At 40.7% G+C, this 15,977-nt stretch carries 13 protein-coding genes and 2 tRNA genes; 8 read left to right on the top strand and 7 right to left on the bottom strand.

The genetic code is table 11. The features are described from left to right. Position 1: 1 nt before the first annotated feature. Both I6J03_RS20395 and I6J03_RS20390 read right to left on the bottom strand, forming a co-directional pair. Positions 2–2,131, bottom strand: a complete 2,130-nt coding sequence (locus tag I6J03_RS20395; protein WP_003005612.1) for a cation:proton antiporter — start codon at positions 2,129–2,131, stop codon at positions 2–4. A 109-nt stretch (positions 2,132–2,240) separates the two neighbouring features. Then, on the bottom strand, positions 2,241–3,461 hold the full coding sequence (locus I6J03_RS20390) for an ABC transporter permease (RefSeq protein ID WP_039989862.1): 1,221 nt from the start codon (positions 3,459–3,461) through the stop codon (positions 2,241–2,243). Positions 3,462–3,554: 93 nt separating this feature from the next. Here I6J03_RS20390 and fmt point away from each other — a divergent pair, with 93 nt between their 5' ends. Continuing rightward, positions 3,555–4,481, top strand: coding sequence for a methionyl-tRNA formyltransferase (gene fmt, locus I6J03_RS20385; RefSeq protein WP_201693939.1), 927 nt, complete (start codon positions 3,555–3,557; stop codon positions 4,479–4,481). Here fmt and I6J03_RS20380 read toward each other — a convergent pair. Continuing rightward, positions 4,452–4,622, bottom strand: a complete 171-nt coding sequence (locus tag I6J03_RS20380) for a helix-turn-helix domain-containing protein (protein ID WP_449618962.1) — start codon at positions 4,620–4,622, stop codon at positions 4,452–4,454. The two genes, fmt and I6J03_RS20380, sit on opposite strands and share 30 nt — an antisense overlap. 466 nt (positions 4,623–5,088) lie before the next feature. Here I6J03_RS20380 and I6J03_RS20375 point away from each other — a divergent pair, with 466 nt between their 5' ends. Next, positions 5,089–5,949, top strand: coding sequence for a sigma-70 family RNA polymerase sigma factor (locus tag I6J03_RS20375; protein ID WP_002995274.1), 861 nt, complete (start codon positions 5,089–5,091; stop codon positions 5,947–5,949). A 74-nt stretch (positions 5,950–6,023) separates the two neighbouring features. Here I6J03_RS20375 and I6J03_RS20370 read toward each other — a convergent pair whose 3' ends face one another. Then, positions 6,024–8,894, bottom strand: a complete 2,871-nt coding sequence (locus tag I6J03_RS20370; protein ID WP_003005602.1) for a M16 family metallopeptidase — start codon at positions 8,892–8,894, stop codon at positions 6,024–6,026. Positions 8,895–9,004: 110 nt separating this feature from the next. On the opposite strand from I6J03_RS20370, the gene xerD reads away from it, so the two are divergent. The 5 genes from xerD to I6J03_RS20345 all read left to right on the top strand — a co-directional run bounded on the left by xerD (position 9,005) and on the right by I6J03_RS20345 (position 13,815). After that, entirely contained in the window at positions 9,005–9,898 is an 894-nt protein-coding gene (gene xerD / locus I6J03_RS20365) for a site-specific tyrosine recombinase XerD (RefSeq protein ID WP_003005601.1), read from the top strand. A 71-nt stretch (positions 9,899–9,969) separates the two neighbouring features. Next, positions 9,970–10,308, top strand: coding sequence for a hypothetical protein (locus tag I6J03_RS20360; RefSeq protein ID WP_232279667.1), 339 nt, complete (start codon positions 9,970–9,972; stop codon positions 10,306–10,308). Between the two features lie 234 nt (positions 10,309–10,542). Next, on the top strand, positions 10,543–12,873 hold the full coding sequence (locus tag I6J03_RS20355) for a TonB-dependent receptor (RefSeq protein WP_003005597.1): 2,331 nt from the start codon (positions 10,543–10,545) through the stop codon (positions 12,871–12,873). A 61-nt stretch (positions 12,874–12,934) separates the two neighbouring features. Then, positions 12,935–13,573 carry a hypothetical protein gene (locus I6J03_RS20350; RefSeq protein ID WP_003005596.1) on the top strand — a complete coding sequence of 213 codons (639 nt, stop codon included), beginning with the start codon at positions 12,935–12,937 and terminating at the stop codon, positions 13,571–13,573. 170 nt (positions 13,574–13,743) lie between these two features. Continuing rightward, positions 13,744–13,815, top strand: a tRNA-Arg gene (locus I6J03_RS20345). Between the two features lie 52 nt (positions 13,816–13,867). Here the strand turns inward: I6J03_RS20345 and I6J03_RS20340 are convergent. The 3 genes from I6J03_RS20340 to I6J03_RS20330 form a co-directional block, all read right to left on the bottom strand. Next, positions 13,868–14,437: a hypothetical protein gene (locus I6J03_RS20340; RefSeq protein ID WP_003005593.1), complete on the bottom strand. Its 570-nt coding sequence runs from the start codon at positions 14,435–14,437 to the stop codon at positions 13,868–13,870. Positions 14,438–14,667: 230 nt separating this feature from the next. Further along, a complete protein-coding gene (rpsU, locus tag I6J03_RS20335) occupies positions 14,668–14,859 on the bottom strand; it encodes a 30S ribosomal protein S21 (protein WP_002995293.1) in 192 nt (63 codons plus the stop codon). A 119-nt stretch (positions 14,860–14,978) separates the two neighbouring features. Then, complete coding sequence (locus I6J03_RS20330; RefSeq protein WP_003005591.1) at positions 14,979–15,656, bottom strand: HAD family hydrolase; 678 nt, start codon at positions 15,654–15,656, stop codon at positions 14,979–14,981. Positions 15,657–15,873: 217 nt separating this feature from the next. Between I6J03_RS20330 and I6J03_RS20325 the strand changes: the two genes are divergently transcribed. Then, positions 15,874–15,947: transfer RNA gene (locus tag I6J03_RS20325), tRNA-Ile, on the top strand. Positions 15,948–15,977: the final 30 nt, after the last annotated feature.

Here is a 15,977-nt window from a genome sequence, read left to right as displayed (position 1 = left end):
TTTATATTTTGTCTTTACTAAACATATTGCCGATCTCCCGACTCAGTTTGCGGAAGATTGGAGCAGCTTTTACATCCTCATAGGCATCGATATGCTCATTAGGTAATCTGCTCGGAAATATGAGTATCAAATTTCGTTCCTTATAGTACCGGCCAATACGTTTTGCCAGTCCATCGAGTGAATCTCTGTAAGAGACTTCGCCCGAACGGGAGGAAACAAATGCCAGTAATGCATTCTCTTCAGCATATGCTGACAGTCCGTAGATGTTGTCCCAGTCTTCATAATTTTCATAAGAAACAGGTACACTTACAGACTCTTCTTCCAGATATTTTTCGATTTCAAGCTGAGTACGTGAATTACAAACAAACTTCATAGGTATAGACAGCTCCTGTGCGAGTTTTAACATTTTTTCCATCCAATACCCAAATCCGAGTTCCGATTCAGCAAGTGAGGGTACAAAGCAAATAATGGACTTGTGGGAAATAAAAGGTTTATCAAACCTGCACATAAAAAGATTTGCATCTGTGCGGTTGAGAATACTCTCGGTCTTCTCTCCTACTATTTTTTCAACAAAACTTGTTTCCTGCGGCCATCCCAGTATCAGGCAGTTCGCCATGATTTCCTGTGCGGTATGGCTTATCCCTGAAGCAATATTGATATCTACAGGAGCCATGATTTCTACTTCAGTCTCTGAACCGGAAGCGTATTTAACTGTATTATCCAGATTTTTACGTGCTGTAGCCATGTTCTTTTCAGCCTGAAAATCATCTTTCACAACAGATACCACGCTGATCGGATGAGGTGATTTTTTACTTTTGATCAATGTCGCAAAGTCCAGAATAGGTTCCATATTACTCAGATTCGCTATCGGGATCATCAGTTGTTCATCTTTCTCATTGACTTCAGAGTAGTGATGTTCGTCCTGATCGCCGGCCATAATCATCTTTTTAGATGCATTTTCTGTTACAATAGTGGAAATAATACAGGTGACAAGGATCAGTAAAATAGTGCCGTTCAGCACATTGTCATCGATCAGTCCGTTGCGGTGTCCTACCATTATGACGGCAAGTGTAGCTGCAGCATGTGCGCTGCTGAGACCAAAAATCACATTGCGTTGCTGTTTGCTGTATTTGAAGACCAATTGGGTGATCCAGGCTGCCAGATACTTGCCGGCTACAGCAACGATAGTCAATGTAAACGCTACGATAAGTGCTGTAGGGCCATGCATCAATACACTCACATCTACGATCATTCCCACACTGATCAGGAAGAAAGGAATGAAAATAGCATTACCGATGAATTCAATTCGATTCATCAATGCCGAAGAATGCGGAATCAGTTTATTAAGTGCCAGACCTGCCACGAAGGCCCCGATAATAGGTTCCAGGCCAGCCATCTCAGCCATAAATGCTGCAAAAAATACAACGGCTAATACAAAAATATAATTGGCTGTTTTCTCGCTTTCGACCTTTTCAAAAAACCATTTGGCAATACGTGGAATGATCCCAAACATAATAAACAGAAAGACAGCAAAGGAAACACCTAATGTAACCCAGAATTCCTGATTGATGGTGCCTTGAGTGGCGCCTGAAATAACAGCCAGAATAATCAATACTGCCGTATCAGTCAGGATGGTACCACCTATGGTGATCGCTACTGCCTCGTTTTTGGAAATACCATAACTATTGACAATAGGATATGAAACCAATGTGTGTGTAGCAAACATGCTGGCAATCAGCAAGCTCGAAAGAATGCCGTAATCCAGAATATAATGACAGACAGGAAAGCCTATGGCAATCGGGATTATAAAGGTGAAAAAGCCAAACCAGATACTCTTATGTTTGGTTTTCTTAAACTCGTTCATATCCAGTTCCAGCCCTGCAATAAACATGATATAAAGCAGACCAATTGTCGAAAAAAGATCTACTGCAGAGTTCTTTTCTAACCAGTTTAATCCGTGGGGGCCGATAACGACTCCGGAAATAATCAGGCCGATGATTCCGGGGATCCGTATGGGACGCAATAAAATCGGGGACAGCAGAATAATAAAAAGAACAAGGGCAAAAATAAGGACAGGACTTTTGAGGGGAGCCTCAAAGGCGTGTTGTAAATGTTCCAGGGTTTTGTTCATAAAAAGTTTCTTGCGTGATTAATTTTAATACATGATTAAACATGAATTGTTTCAAAAATATAAAAAACAACGGGAAACCTGGAGAAAACTTAGTCTTATGACACTGGTTTTATTTAAACTGGATTGCTTTGATCGGGCTGATCTTAGTGATCAGCATAGAGGGTACAAAAAGTGAGATCATAGCAATTGCAATCAAAGCCAGATTGAGTCCGGCTATATCATACCAGAAAATCTTGACAGGTACATAAGAGATATAATATGTGCTTTCATCCAGTTTGAAAAACCTGGTCTTTTCCTGAAAATAAAACAATCCTAAAGCGAGTGCATTACCGATAAGAAGTCCCAGTCCTATAATGTACAGGGCATTATACATAAAGACCCGTTTAATTCCACGGTTGTTGAATCCTAAAGCTTTCAGTATACCAATCATAGATGTTCGTTCCAGAATACTGATCAGCAGGGACGAAATCATATTGATAACAGCAACGATCACCATGAGTACAAAGATGATATTTGCATTCATATCCAGCATATTGAGCCATTCGAAAATGTCCGGCATTTGTTCCACAATATTTCGGGCATTCAGATCTATTGGCAGGTGATCATTTACCTGCTCTGTAGTCGGTACGAGTTTTTCAAAATCACGAACCCGTATTTCATATCCTCCGGCTTCCTGATCATCCAGGTTATTGAGTCTTCTGATGAGCGATAAAGCTCCTACGACGTAGACCTTATCCAGTTCCTGTGATCCCGTATTGAAGATACCCTTTACAACAAACTTGCGTTTACGTACAGGTTCCTGTACAAAATACATTATAAAATCGTCTCCCAGTTTTAGACGCATCCGTTTGGCAAAGTAAGAAGATATCAGGATTTGTGTATTTGCTCCGTTTTCGGCATTGAAGTCTATTGTATCTCCTTCGACAATAGTTTTGGACAGATAGCGCTGATCATAAGTCGAATCGACACCTTTTAACAATACTCCTTCGACTTCACCGTTTACATTCATAATGCCGGCCTTGGTCGCAAAAGGATAAATAGACTGTACATTAGGTGATGTACGTATGGCATCCATACGCGCCTTACTCAGAGACATAGGCGTATTCTCGTAAGAACTGTTCAAGTCTTGTTTGGTAACCAGTATATCTCCAAAGAAGCCACGTTGCTTCTCGGTGATTTCATCTTTAAATCCTCTGAGTACAGCGACAGATAAGATCATCGCTGCTATAGCCAATACAATAGCACTGACTGTCACACGCACAATCAGCTTAGAGAAAGTACGCTTTCCTAAAAAAGTAATTCGCTGAGCAAGGAAGTAAGGAAAATTCAAGCCTGATTAATATAATTTGTACCTTCGCAAAGGTAATCATTTTTGTCATTCGGCATAGAAAGAGAATTTTTTAACATTAATCAGTATTTAGAGATGCGTATCATTTTTATGGGAACTCCGGATTTTGCAGTAGCTTCGTTAAAGGCTTTGCTGGACTCGGGTGAAAATGTTGTAGCGGTGGTGACCGTACCGGATAAACCCGCTGGCAGAGGTCAGAAGCTTCATGAGTCTGCGGTCAAAAAATTTGCAGTAGAACATCATATACCGGTATTACAGCCGGTCAGATTAAAGGATTCTGAATTTCTGAAAGAATTAAAGGCTTTCAACGCTGATCTGCAGGTGGTCGTGGCTTTTCGTATGCTTCCTGAGCTGGTATGGGATATGCCTGTTAAAGGAACTATCAATGTTCACGGTTCCCTCCTTCCTCAATACCGGGGTGCGGCTCCGATCAATCATGCGATCATTAACGGGGAAGAGAAGACAGGTGTAACGACTTTCTTACTCCAGCATGAAATAGATACCGGAAACATTCTTTTCAAAGGTGAAGTTCCTATTGCGGAAAATGATAATGCCGGAACGATTCATGATAAGCTGATGCACAAAGGTGCAGAAGTGTTATTGCAAACGATTGAAGCTATGAAATCCGGTTCACTTACTCCTATTCCACAGGATACACTGATTGAAGGCTCAACACTTAAACATGCACCCAAAATATTTAAAGAAGATTGTCTCATTAATTGGGACAAGAGTACAACTACTGTATTCAACCTGATAAGAGGTCTGAGCCCTTATCCTGCAGCTTTCACCTATCTGGATGGGAAAGTACTCAAGATATATGAAGTAGAAAAAGAAATTACAAAGCCTGACATTCAGGCAGGTCAGTATGTGACAGATGGCAAAACTTATCTGAAATACGCGACTCAGGACGGATATATCCATCTGAAAGCCCTGCAGATTGAGGGTAAGAAGCGTATGTTGACGGATGAGTTCTTACGTGGCTATCGCTTTGCCTCTAGCTAACACAGGCTGATCTGTATATTCAAGAATATCTCCGGGCTGACAATCCAAAGCTTTACATATTGCTGACAGCGTATGAAGACGAATTGCTCTACATTTTCCGTTTTTGATAATAGAGAGGTTTGACAAGGTGATACCGACCATATTGCTCAGTTCACTTAGGGATACTTTTCGTTGGGACATTATGTCATCCAAATGTATAATAATTGGCATAAGTGATGATGTATTATAGGGGATGATTAACAATTTCGGTTCAATTTACTTTTTTAAAACAACTTTTATGAAAAATTGTTTGGTTATTGACAGGAATTTAAAAATTGTAATTTGTCAGTTAGGGAGATTAGTTGTTGCTTTTTAACAAATATTTAAGTAATTATTAATTGTTTGTTTATCAGCTTTTTATATAAAAATATAAATTATATTGAATAGTCAAACGCTGAAGTATAGATAATTTGTATAATACTGGAACAGTTTTTGATGTTATAAAATCGCCTCACACTATGTCATAACTAACTAATAATGAGTAGATAATTTGCATTTAGCTCATGTTTTTAAGCATTTTTTTTGTATTTTTGCAAACATTTCAGCCAGAAAGGTATTATAATATTCAATGAGACAGCTCAAAATTACACAATCGATTACCAACCGTGAATCACAGTCATTAGACAAATACCTTCACGAGATTGGTAAAGTAGACTTAATCACCGCAGAAGAAGAAGTGATCCTTGCTCAACGTATACGTGAGGGCGATCAGGTCGCTTTGGAAAAATTAACGAAAACAAATTTACGTTTCGTAGTTTCCGTTGCAAAACAGTATCAGAATCAAGGTTTGACCTTAGGAGATTTAATCAATGAAGGTAACCTCGGACTTATTAAAGCAGCTAAACGTTTTGACGAAACCAAGGGATTTAAATTTATTTCGTATGCTGTATGGTGGATTCGTCAGTCGATCTTACAAGCTATCGCCGAACAGTCACGTATCGTTCGTTTACCTTTAAACCAGGTTGGTTCTTTAAGCAAGATCAGCAAGGCTTTCTCCAAACTGGAGCAGGAATACGAGCGTGAACCATCGCCTGAAGAATTAGCTGATATCCTGGAAACAACAGTTGACAAGGTATCTGACACATTGAGCAATTCCGGAAGACATGTATCCATGGATGCACCTTTTGTGCAAGGGGAAGAAAACACCCTGTTAGACGTACTGGAAAATCATGATCCGGACACAGACAGCTCTCTGATCGATGAGTCTCTGTCAGAGGAAATTAAGCGTTCCCTGGCAACATTGACAGAAAGAGAACGTGAAATTATTGTTCTTTTCTTCGGATTAGGTTCTAATCATCAATTATCTCTGGAAGAGATCGGCGAAAAATTTAATCTAACTCGTGAGCGTGTTCGTCAAATCAAGGACAAAGCGTTACAGCGCTTACGTCACACTTCACGAAGCAAAATTTTGAAATCATATTTAGGTTAATAATCTAATATAGCATTATCAAAAAAAGCTCAACCGACAACGGTTGAGCTTTTTGCTTTTCGGATACTACCTCTTTATTTGGTAGCAGTCTGATCCGGCATCAGGATAAATCTGAATAAACGGTCTTCTTTCAGATATTTATCAGCTACTGCTTTTACTGATTCGACCGTCACCTTATTGAGGTCGTCCATATATTTCAGGATATGCGTAGCGTCTTCCTGATTCTGAGCTGAATTGACAATATGTCCCAGCCAGAAACCATTCTCCCGCAACTGTACTTCCAGCTGACGTTTTTGCTCAATCACAAATTTCTCCAGATCTACTTTCGTAGGTCCGTTTTTCTTGATTTTGTTGATCTCATCCAGTGTGGAAGCAATTAATGGCTGTGCCTTATCTACTGCAGACCCGAAGCCAATACTGAAACTGTATCTTGGTTTTGGAAATTTACGGTAATTAGCTCCTGCCCCTACTCCGTATACACCGCTTTCATCTTCACGAAGACGCTCGATCAGTGTGATATTCAGAATACTTTCCAAGGCATCCAGATTCATATTTTCCTCCTCTGAGTATGCGTAATCTCCATAGTATGCCAGTTGTACAGTAGCTTTTTGCTCTTTACCTTTATTGACTACAGTCTCTACACCTTTGGCCGGCTCCTGAATTCCCAGATCTTTGGCTTTCTCCTGACGGTTTTTAGCCGGTAGTGAAGCTATGTATTCTTCCAGAAGTGGTTTGATCTCTTCTTCAGTAAATGAACCTACGATAGTAAAGGTGAAATCTGATGCGTCTGCAAATCTATCTTTGTAGATCTCGAGTGCTCTGTCTTTATTGATCTGTTGTATGGATTCCTTTGAAGCGGTCTGACGACGGATATTATTGCCGTATAAGGTGCTGAATACACTTTTTCTAAAGACAAAATTCGGATCATTTTCCATATTTGCGATAGAAGAAAGAGATTTGGTAATGTTGCTCTGGAAAACATCATCATCTAGTCGTGGTTCTGTGAAGTAGCCATACAATAATTCAAACATCGTCTTCAAACCTTCTTTGTCAGACTGTCCGCTGAATCCTTCAGATCGTTCACTGATATATGGAGTGATACCTACACGCTTGCCGGTAAGGTATTTTTGTAATTCTACATTGTTCAGTTGTCCGACACCGCTGGCATCGACCAGTCCGGCTGCATTAGAAGCGGAATTGTAATCTGCATCTGCATAAAGGGACGTTCCTCCCGGGCTGAATGCCGAAATCAGAATTTCATCATTTTTAAATGTAGTAGGTTTCAGTAATACTTTTACGCCATTACTCAGCACGAGTTCTTTTACACCTATCGTATTCGCTGCCCCTTCCTTAACAATACTTCCCTTTACAGGTTGCTTCGCTAATAAAGGCAGTGTGGAAACTTTGTCTTCGTAAGCTGTGATTTCTTCTTTGTCCACTTCAGCAAACCAGGTATTGATCTTCGCTTCATCCGGCAGATTTGCTTTTTGATTTTCCGGCGCCAGTATCAGCACATCGCGGTTGTTGTCAACATAATACTTTTGTCCGATCTGTTCTACCTCTTTTAGCGTCAGAGAAGGCAGGAGCTGGTTAGTGAGCTGATAACGGTATTCATTACTTAAAGCAGGGTCTTTTTCAAGAAAATAATTCATATATCCCTGCACATAACTTTCTGATTTCTTTTTATCACGCTCGGTATAAGCTGTCTCGTTATTTTTACGAATAGAAGAAATGACACGATCGAATTCAGTTTGTGTAAAACCGAATTTCTGAATTCTATCCATCTCCCGGACCAATGTTTTGAATCCGCTTTCAAATTCGCCCGGCTTGGCTACAAAGTACAGCCCCAGATTATCCAGCCCTCCGAGAAACTCTTCAACACCTCCACCGGCCTGAATAAACGGAGGATTAGATTGCTGTAGTATTTCACTCATACGCGCATTGATCATGCCGTTATAGACAGATTTAAGCAATGCTCTGCGGTAATCTCCGACTGTTTCTGTTTTTTCTTCCGGATGTTTAATAATAATCTGTCCGACTGTATACGACATTTCAGGATCTGTAACAGCCATAAACTGATTTTTATTAGCCAGATCTACCTTATATTTTACGTGAGGTCTTGGTTTTGACGGAGCTTTCAGATCTGAAAATAACCGGATCACCTCAGCTTCCATTTGCTTCACGTCAATATCCCCTACAATTATGATAGACTGCAGATCTGGTCTGTACCAGTCTTTATGGAATTGGCGAAGGACCTCCGGTTTGAATGTAGAAATACTTTTTTCCGTTCCGATGGGCAGGCGGTTCGCATAGTGTGAATTGTTAAGCAAAAGCGGAAGATACTGATCACGCATACGTTGTTGTGCTCCTTTGCCGCCACGCATTTCTTCCAGTACGATACCACGTTCTTTGTCTATCTCTTCTGTCGTTAGTAAGGCATCCTGTGCCCAGTCTCTCATGACCTGCAATCCGTTTTTCAATAATTCGGGATCATCAGAAGGAATAGGGAGCTGATATATAGTTTCGTCAAAGCTGGTATATGCATTGAGATCACTTCCAAAACGAACTCCTGCTTTCTGCAGATAATCGACTAATGCATTCTTCGGAAAATGTTTTAATCCGTTAAAATTCATATGTTCCAGAAAGTGAGCCAATCCCAGTTGCTCTTCTGATTCCAGTACTGAACCGACTTTATTCGCCAGATACATGACCACTCTTTTCTCCGGTTCCGTATTTTTGCGTATAAAATACTGGAATCCGTTTTTTAACTTGCCTGTAAGCACTTCATTGTCTAAAGGCAGTTTGGTATTCCAGGATATACTGTCAGTCGCTAAAATCTGACGTGCTTCCGGATGAATGTTTGTGGGGGGATTATTAGCGGCGTGCGCCAATGAAAAAGTTGCCGGCAGCAGAAATGCCAGGGCAATAGGTTTTAATAATTTCATAATACGAGTAGAGTGACTAAATTAAGTTATGTAAAGTTCGCAGTGAAGTTAATATATTTTCTTTATCTATCTGATATTATTACGGGATTTTATTTACTATTGTAAAGGATATGGAATGGGAAATTAATAAGAAGGATTTTAAACGTTATTTACAACTGGAGAGAGGTCTTACCTCTAACTCTATCGAAGCGTATCTGAATGATATTGCTAAGCTGGAGGTCTACTGTACAGATCAACAGCTTACGCTGAAGCAGCTGTCTGTCCATAATATACAGGAGTTTCTTGTCTGGATCAATACTTTTGATATTTCTCCCTACAGCCAGTCCCGGCTTATTTCCGGGCTAAAAGCATTTTTCGGATACCTTCAGCTGGAAGGACTCATCACAAAGAATCCTGTGGAACTGATTCAATCTCCGCGATTGAGCCGAAAGATTCCTGTAGTCCTGAATATCGAAGAGATTGATCAGCTGATCGGCGCACTGGATCTGAGTACTGCAGATGGCATGCGCAACAAAGCAATTCTTGAAATATTATATGGTTGCGGGCTTCGGGTTTCTGAATTAGTCAATCTTAGGATATCTAACCTTTTTCTGCATATAGATTTTATTAAAGTAGAAGGAAAAGGAAATAAAGAACGCCTGATCCCTATCGGGCAGCATGCTATCAAGTACCTGAATATTTACCTCAATGAGATACGGGTACACCAACCTGTAAAAGCAGGATTTGAAGATTATGTATTTCTCAATAAGCGGGGCACTTCGCTTTCCAGGGTTATGATATTCTTAATTATCAAGGACCTGGCTGCCAAAACAGGGCTTCAGAAAGAAATCAGCCCACATACATTCAGGCATAGTTTTGCCTCTCATCTGGTAGAAGGAGGTGCAGATCTTCGTGCTGTGCAGGATATGCTGGGGCATGAAAGTATAACGACGACAGAGATCTATACACATATTGACCGGGATTATCTGCATGCTATCATTACACAATTCCATCCCAGATCATAAATTACAAAAAACAAATGCAACATTGTTTAATTAAACTTGCAACCTAGTTGTATTTGATGTATTTTTGCATATTGAATTACAAAATTGTATTGAATAGTCGCAAGTACATAACCCGATATTGCACGCTTTTAGCAGCGTTGTTGCTTGCTTTTTTCTATTCGGTACAATATACCCACACCCATCATCATGCTGCTCATGCCCAGGGGAATTCTTCCCCGGCTAAGGATTCAGCCACAGAATGTGCTATCTGTCATATTATACATACGGATCGCACCATCTTACCGTTGTCTCCTGAATTGACACTATCTGTACCGGAGCATCCTGTTAACAGGCTCATACAGGATAAGCTGGCTTTCAGAATACCTAAAGGCTTTGATGCACTCAAATCCAACAAGGATCCTCCTTGCTAGGCAAATCCCTTTTTAACATACATATTGCGGACAAATCTGTCTATGAATTTTTAATGGCATTTTCTTTTAAGAAGTGTCGCTTATAGCATTTGTCAGCTTATTCAAGAATATCATCACACAGCTAGCCTGACAGGTTGCAGTCTGTAGCGTAGATGTATCCGTTTGATTCATTTTGTTACGCTGTGACCTGCACGAGGCACATGTGGATATCCATTGTCATTGATTCCATTTTAAATGATTAAAAGAGTAATCGCTATATTACTATTGTGTACAGCTTATTCGCTGTCCTTTGCCCAGACTTCTTGTCCGTATATATGGACAGGACAAATTCAATCTGCTACAACCAAACTTCCTGTTGCCAATGCAACAGTTACCCTGCAGCCTGCCGGCAGATCTGTTATGACAGATGCCAAAGGGTATTACCGTTTGACTTCTGTCTGCGCAGGCACTTATACTTTGCATATCAGCTCTGTAGGATATGACGCCTTTCAGTCTGATCAGATTGTCTTATCTAAAGATAAATCTCAGAACTTTACGCTCAGACCCTCGAATATTCATCTGGATGATGTGGAAGTGGTGGGAGTATCGAACACGGCGCTTTCAGGCAGTAAGCACCGCCTTTCGGCTCAGGATCTTTCTGAAACTAAGGGAAAGCTTTTAGGAGATGCTTTGAGCAGGATAGCCGGTGTGACGACGCTAAGTACAGGAAGCTCGATTGTGAAACCGGTAATCAATGGATTGCATAGCAACAGGATACTTGTTCTCAACAACGGAATAAGACAGGAAGGACAGCAATGGGGATCGGAACATGCTCCGGAGATCGATCCCTTTACAGCCGATAAAATCGAAGTGATTAAAGGCGCACAGGCTGTGCGGTATGGTGCTGATGCGCTTGGTGGTGTAGTCGTGACTACTCCTGCTGCACTGGATTATGACAAGGTGATCGGCGGACGACTGGATCTTGTAGGGGAAAGCAACGGACGGGGCGGTACTACCTCGGCAATGCTGGAAGGCAATACAAAAGTACTTCCTGATCTGGCCTGGCGTGTACAGGCTTCGGGAAAGAAACTGGGCAATATCCGTACAGCATCGTACTACCTCGGCAATACCGGTGTAGAAGAGTTTAATTTCTCCGGCCAGTTACAATACCGTCTGAAGTCCGGACATATTGAAACTTACTTCAGCCGATTTGGAACTAATCTGGGAATATTTCGCGGAGCCCATGTCGGAACACGTGAAGATATTTATACCATTATCGAAAACGGAAGACCACTTGATCAGTATGACTTCTCTTATACTATAGAAGCTCCGCGTCAGCAGGTGACTCATGATCTGGCAAAAGTGAAATGGCAGCAACAACTATCTGCTTCGGGCACAATGGAGGTACAATATGGTTACCAACGCAATCACCGCAGGGAATACGATCTGCGCCGTGTGGAGGCTGATGATCTTCCAATGGCTGATATGTCTCTCACTACTCAGTCGCTGGATGTGTTGTACCGTACACCCGCTGTTCAGTTCGGTCTTAACGGGGTTATTCAGATCAACAACAATAAGCCGGGTACAGGTACTACGCCGATAATTCCGAATTATGATAATCATAGCTTAGGTGTATTCGGACTTACACAGTTTCATCACAATTCTTATCACTTTGAAGTTGGACTGCGTTATGATTACCGCTACTTTGATGCGGAAGGTTACCGTTATGACTACCGGAATCCGAATGCTGATGGTACGATCAATCAAAAACTGTACTCCGGTACCCGGACATTTCACAATATATCCGGTACTGCAGGACTGTTGTATCATATTACGCCTGCCCTCAACTGGAAGAGTAATATAGGACTGGCGTGGAGAGCGCCTTCAGCTAATGAATTGTACAGCGATGGCCTGCATCATGGAAGCGGTATTTATGAGGTCGGTAATCCGGACATGAAGAGTGAAAAAGGAGTAAAATGGGTGAATAGCCTGCTTTATAATCCTGGAAAAATAGATATTAATATGGATATCTATGCACAGTATATCTATGATTACATCTATGCTGTGCCTAATCCGGACTCTGTCAGACAAACGATACGTGGTACTTTCCCGGTATATAGTTACCAGCAGCATAATGCTTTTTTCTACGGGCTGGATATCAAAGCAGCTTATCATATTTCTGATTACTGGCAATATGATATGGCATTCTCTGCAGTGAGGGCTAAAAATACTTCTTTGAACACTTATCTACCTTTTATCCCTTCCGATAGAGTCACACAGAGTATACAATGGAATCTGGTATCTGCAAAATGGGCGCAAAAGCCGTATGTTAAATTAAGCCACCGTTATGTGACCCGGCAGGATCGTTTTGAAGCAGACATGGATTATGTTGCTCCTCCCCCTGCCTATCACCTGGTGGATCTGTACACAGGCGCGAGTTGGGCTATTGGAAAACAACAGCTGCACCTCACGCTTTCTGCAGAAAACCTGATGAATAAGTTATACAAGGATTATATGGATACCTTCCGGTACTATGCCCACAGAGCGGGCCGGAATATCTCTTTCCGTGTAGCTTATCAATTTTAATACACTTGTCTGAATCATTCCGTACAAGTGCTGACTTTTTATTAAATAAACATTTAACAACATGAAAAAACTTAATCATTATCTACTCGTATTACTTTTCTCTGCATCTTTTGTAGCTCTTCAATCTTGTTCTAAGGATGATCCGGTTCCTGAGGATGATCAGGAAGAAGTGGGTGGTGTGACGTTAACCTTTACTGAAGTAGAGCGTGAAACACACGGGGATCACTATCACTATAATGATATTACGGGAGCTGAAACAGAGACTGTCTCTTTCAGTGGTAATCCACTATTGCCACCTGTAGGAGCACATCTGGATCTGGAAGAAGGCAAAACATACCGTTTGAGTATGGTCGCTAAAGATTTTGCAGGTCGCGAAACACAGCAAACTTTTGTGGAAAGAGATGATATCCATCAGGTTTTCTTACTGGGAGCACCGGCAGGAACATTAGAATACGTATATGCGGATCGTAAAGCAGACAATACTAAAGTGAATGTTGGTGTTACCGGATATCTTACGGTGTTGAAAACATCTGATTCTTTTACATTCCGCTATGTTTTGCGTCATCTTAACCCTGGTGCAAAGGCAGGTATTACAGCTGCTGACTGGAATAATGTGAATTTCACTAAATTTTCCGGAGAGAATGATCTTGACCTGAAAGTAAATTTACATCTTATACATGCAGGTGACCACGGTCACTAGAATCATATGCATTCAGGCAAATGCCTGATCTGTAAGGATTAGGTAATCACATAACAGGATTATCACTCAGGAGGTTCATCAAGCTATTTTTTACAGCTGATGAACCTCTTTTAAAATGTTAAAAAAAATATAGATATTAATCCAAACTTCATTATCTTCGCTTGCGAATTGTTCCCGTAGTTTAATGGATAGAATTACAGATTCCGGTTCTGTCGATGTGGGTTCGACTCCCTCCGGGAACACATTAAAGCTCCAACTTTGGTTGGAGCTTTCTTTTTTTATTCCCTTTCATCTTCAGCTTCTTTGCGGTTCGCTCACTTGGATTTGTTCTGAACTTAGTTGTAATGCTTCCAGCAAGTTTTGTATTCCACCCCAGCGGCATGATGAATCTTTTATAATGAATGCTCTCCCTTTAGCGGATAAGATATAGGTGTCAACATTGGTGCAGCTGCCGGTATTATTTTTCAGAAGGCTTAGTTCCCGTTCAAATTTCATCAGGCTCCGCCATTGCTTCGTAGTCAGATCCTTTTTATGATCGCCATACTGTACTTGATATGCCGCTTTGTTTTTTATGATCTGAATCTCATAGATGCTGTATTGAAAGCATCCGGATGAGACGACACGAAGTTTTATGCGATCACCCTCCTGCATAGCAAACAGGAATAACGGGCTATTATTCTCTTCCGATATGAGAGGTACATCTGCTGGCAATTCGTAGCCTCCTGAAGGCGGATATGAAGCGAGCCACGATGCCGGAAGTGTGGGTATCTCTGTTACTTTTGGCAAATACCTGTAATCAGCTCCGGGGCCACAGCCAGTTAACCACAGACATACAATCGAAGATAGGATAAGGTAATCATTCATAAATCAGCTTTTATCAGTGGATGCTTAAGTCTTGCTTTTTCCATAAGATGTATTTGACTGATGCTCAAAAATCAGTAAAGCAGGCAGAACGCCTCCTAAATAGTGGAATATAATGCTGTGATAAGCTCCTTCCGTCTTTTATGCTGTATTTTCAGGAAAGAGAAAAATAGCCCAAAACCAAAAAAAGGTTATCCTTTGTGGGGATAACCTTTTTTATGTCGAAACAATAATTAAACAGTTTCCTGATTTAAAGATTGTTTGTAGATTGCTTTTTTAACCTGAATACGACGGGTAACAGATTTTTTCTCAAAAGCCTGGCGTGAGCGAAGTTCTCTTAAAACACCTGTTTTCTCGAATTTCTTCTTGAAACGTTTTAACGCTCTATCCAATGACTCTCCTTCTTTTACATTTACAATGATCATGCTTTCTATATACCTCCTTTCGTAGCTCTTTAATTTTTTTTGTGGTCACAAAGATAGGAAGTTATTCTGCAATAAACGAATTTAATTTAAATATATTTTTGATTCTTCCCGGTTGCTGATCAGTCTATTAATTTTTCACGTTTTAGTAAGGCTGACAATGTATCAGGCTTGGTCAGCAAAAATGTGTGAAGACCTAATTTTGCAGCTGTATCAAGGTGTTGGGGGCTATCGTCTATAAAAACAGTTTCCTCCGGTTTGAGGTCATGTGCATTCAGTACGTATTCGAAGATGTCGGCATTTGGCTTTCGCATTTTCATCAGGTGAGAATAATAATCTTTCTCAAAAAATGACGTATTATCTTCCAGTTGATATTCCCGTTTCAGATAATCCAGTATCCATTGATAATGGATTTCGTTATTATTGCTCAGCAGAAATAAACGATACTTCCCTTTCAGCTCCAATAGAAGTTCATGATTTCCTTCCGGCACACCGATCAGCAGTGCATTCCATGCCGCATCGATCTGCTCATCGCTGAGGTGAGGAACATCTGCAGCGTCACGAATTCCCTGACGAAAGGCTTCTGCAGTAATTTCTCCCTTCTCAAAAGCATCAAAAAGTGGCGCGTGGCCTTTGTGTGCAAAAAACTGTTCTACATTTTTGATACCCAGCGCAGTAAAGGCTTCCTGTGCTCTCATAAAGTCGATCATAAAGATCACATTGCCATAATCCAGAATAATATTTTTAACTTTTTGCATACAAAAATTTTGATTTATCGTTACAAATATCGATAATTGCATCGTCAAAACAGAAATAACCGCTGAAAAGACAACAAAAAAACCGCGCCTATAGCTCAGTCGGTTAGAGTAGAAGACTCATAATCTAACTGGTTAAGGCGTTGAAAGTCAGGATTACATAGTAAAAAAAGTGTTCTGATTGACATTGAAAAGTTAGAGTTTGAAAAAACTCAACAAGTTTAAAAAAATTACCTGTTTGACGACAGGTAAAACAACATAAGCGCCTATAGCTCAGTTGGTTAGAGTAGGAGACTCATAATCTCTTGGTCGCTGGTTCGAGCCCAGCTGGGCGCACAAAAAGCCGTTTCAGAAGAAATTTTGAAG

Source organism: Sphingobacterium spiritivorum (assembly GCF_016724845.1).
In the GTDB taxonomy this organism is placed as follows: Bacteria; Bacteroidota; Bacteroidia; order Sphingobacteriales; family Sphingobacteriaceae; genus Sphingobacterium; species Sphingobacterium spiritivorum_A.
The sequence above is the reverse complement of the archived record's forward strand: the minus strand, read 5'-3'. Positions and strand labels throughout refer to the sequence as shown.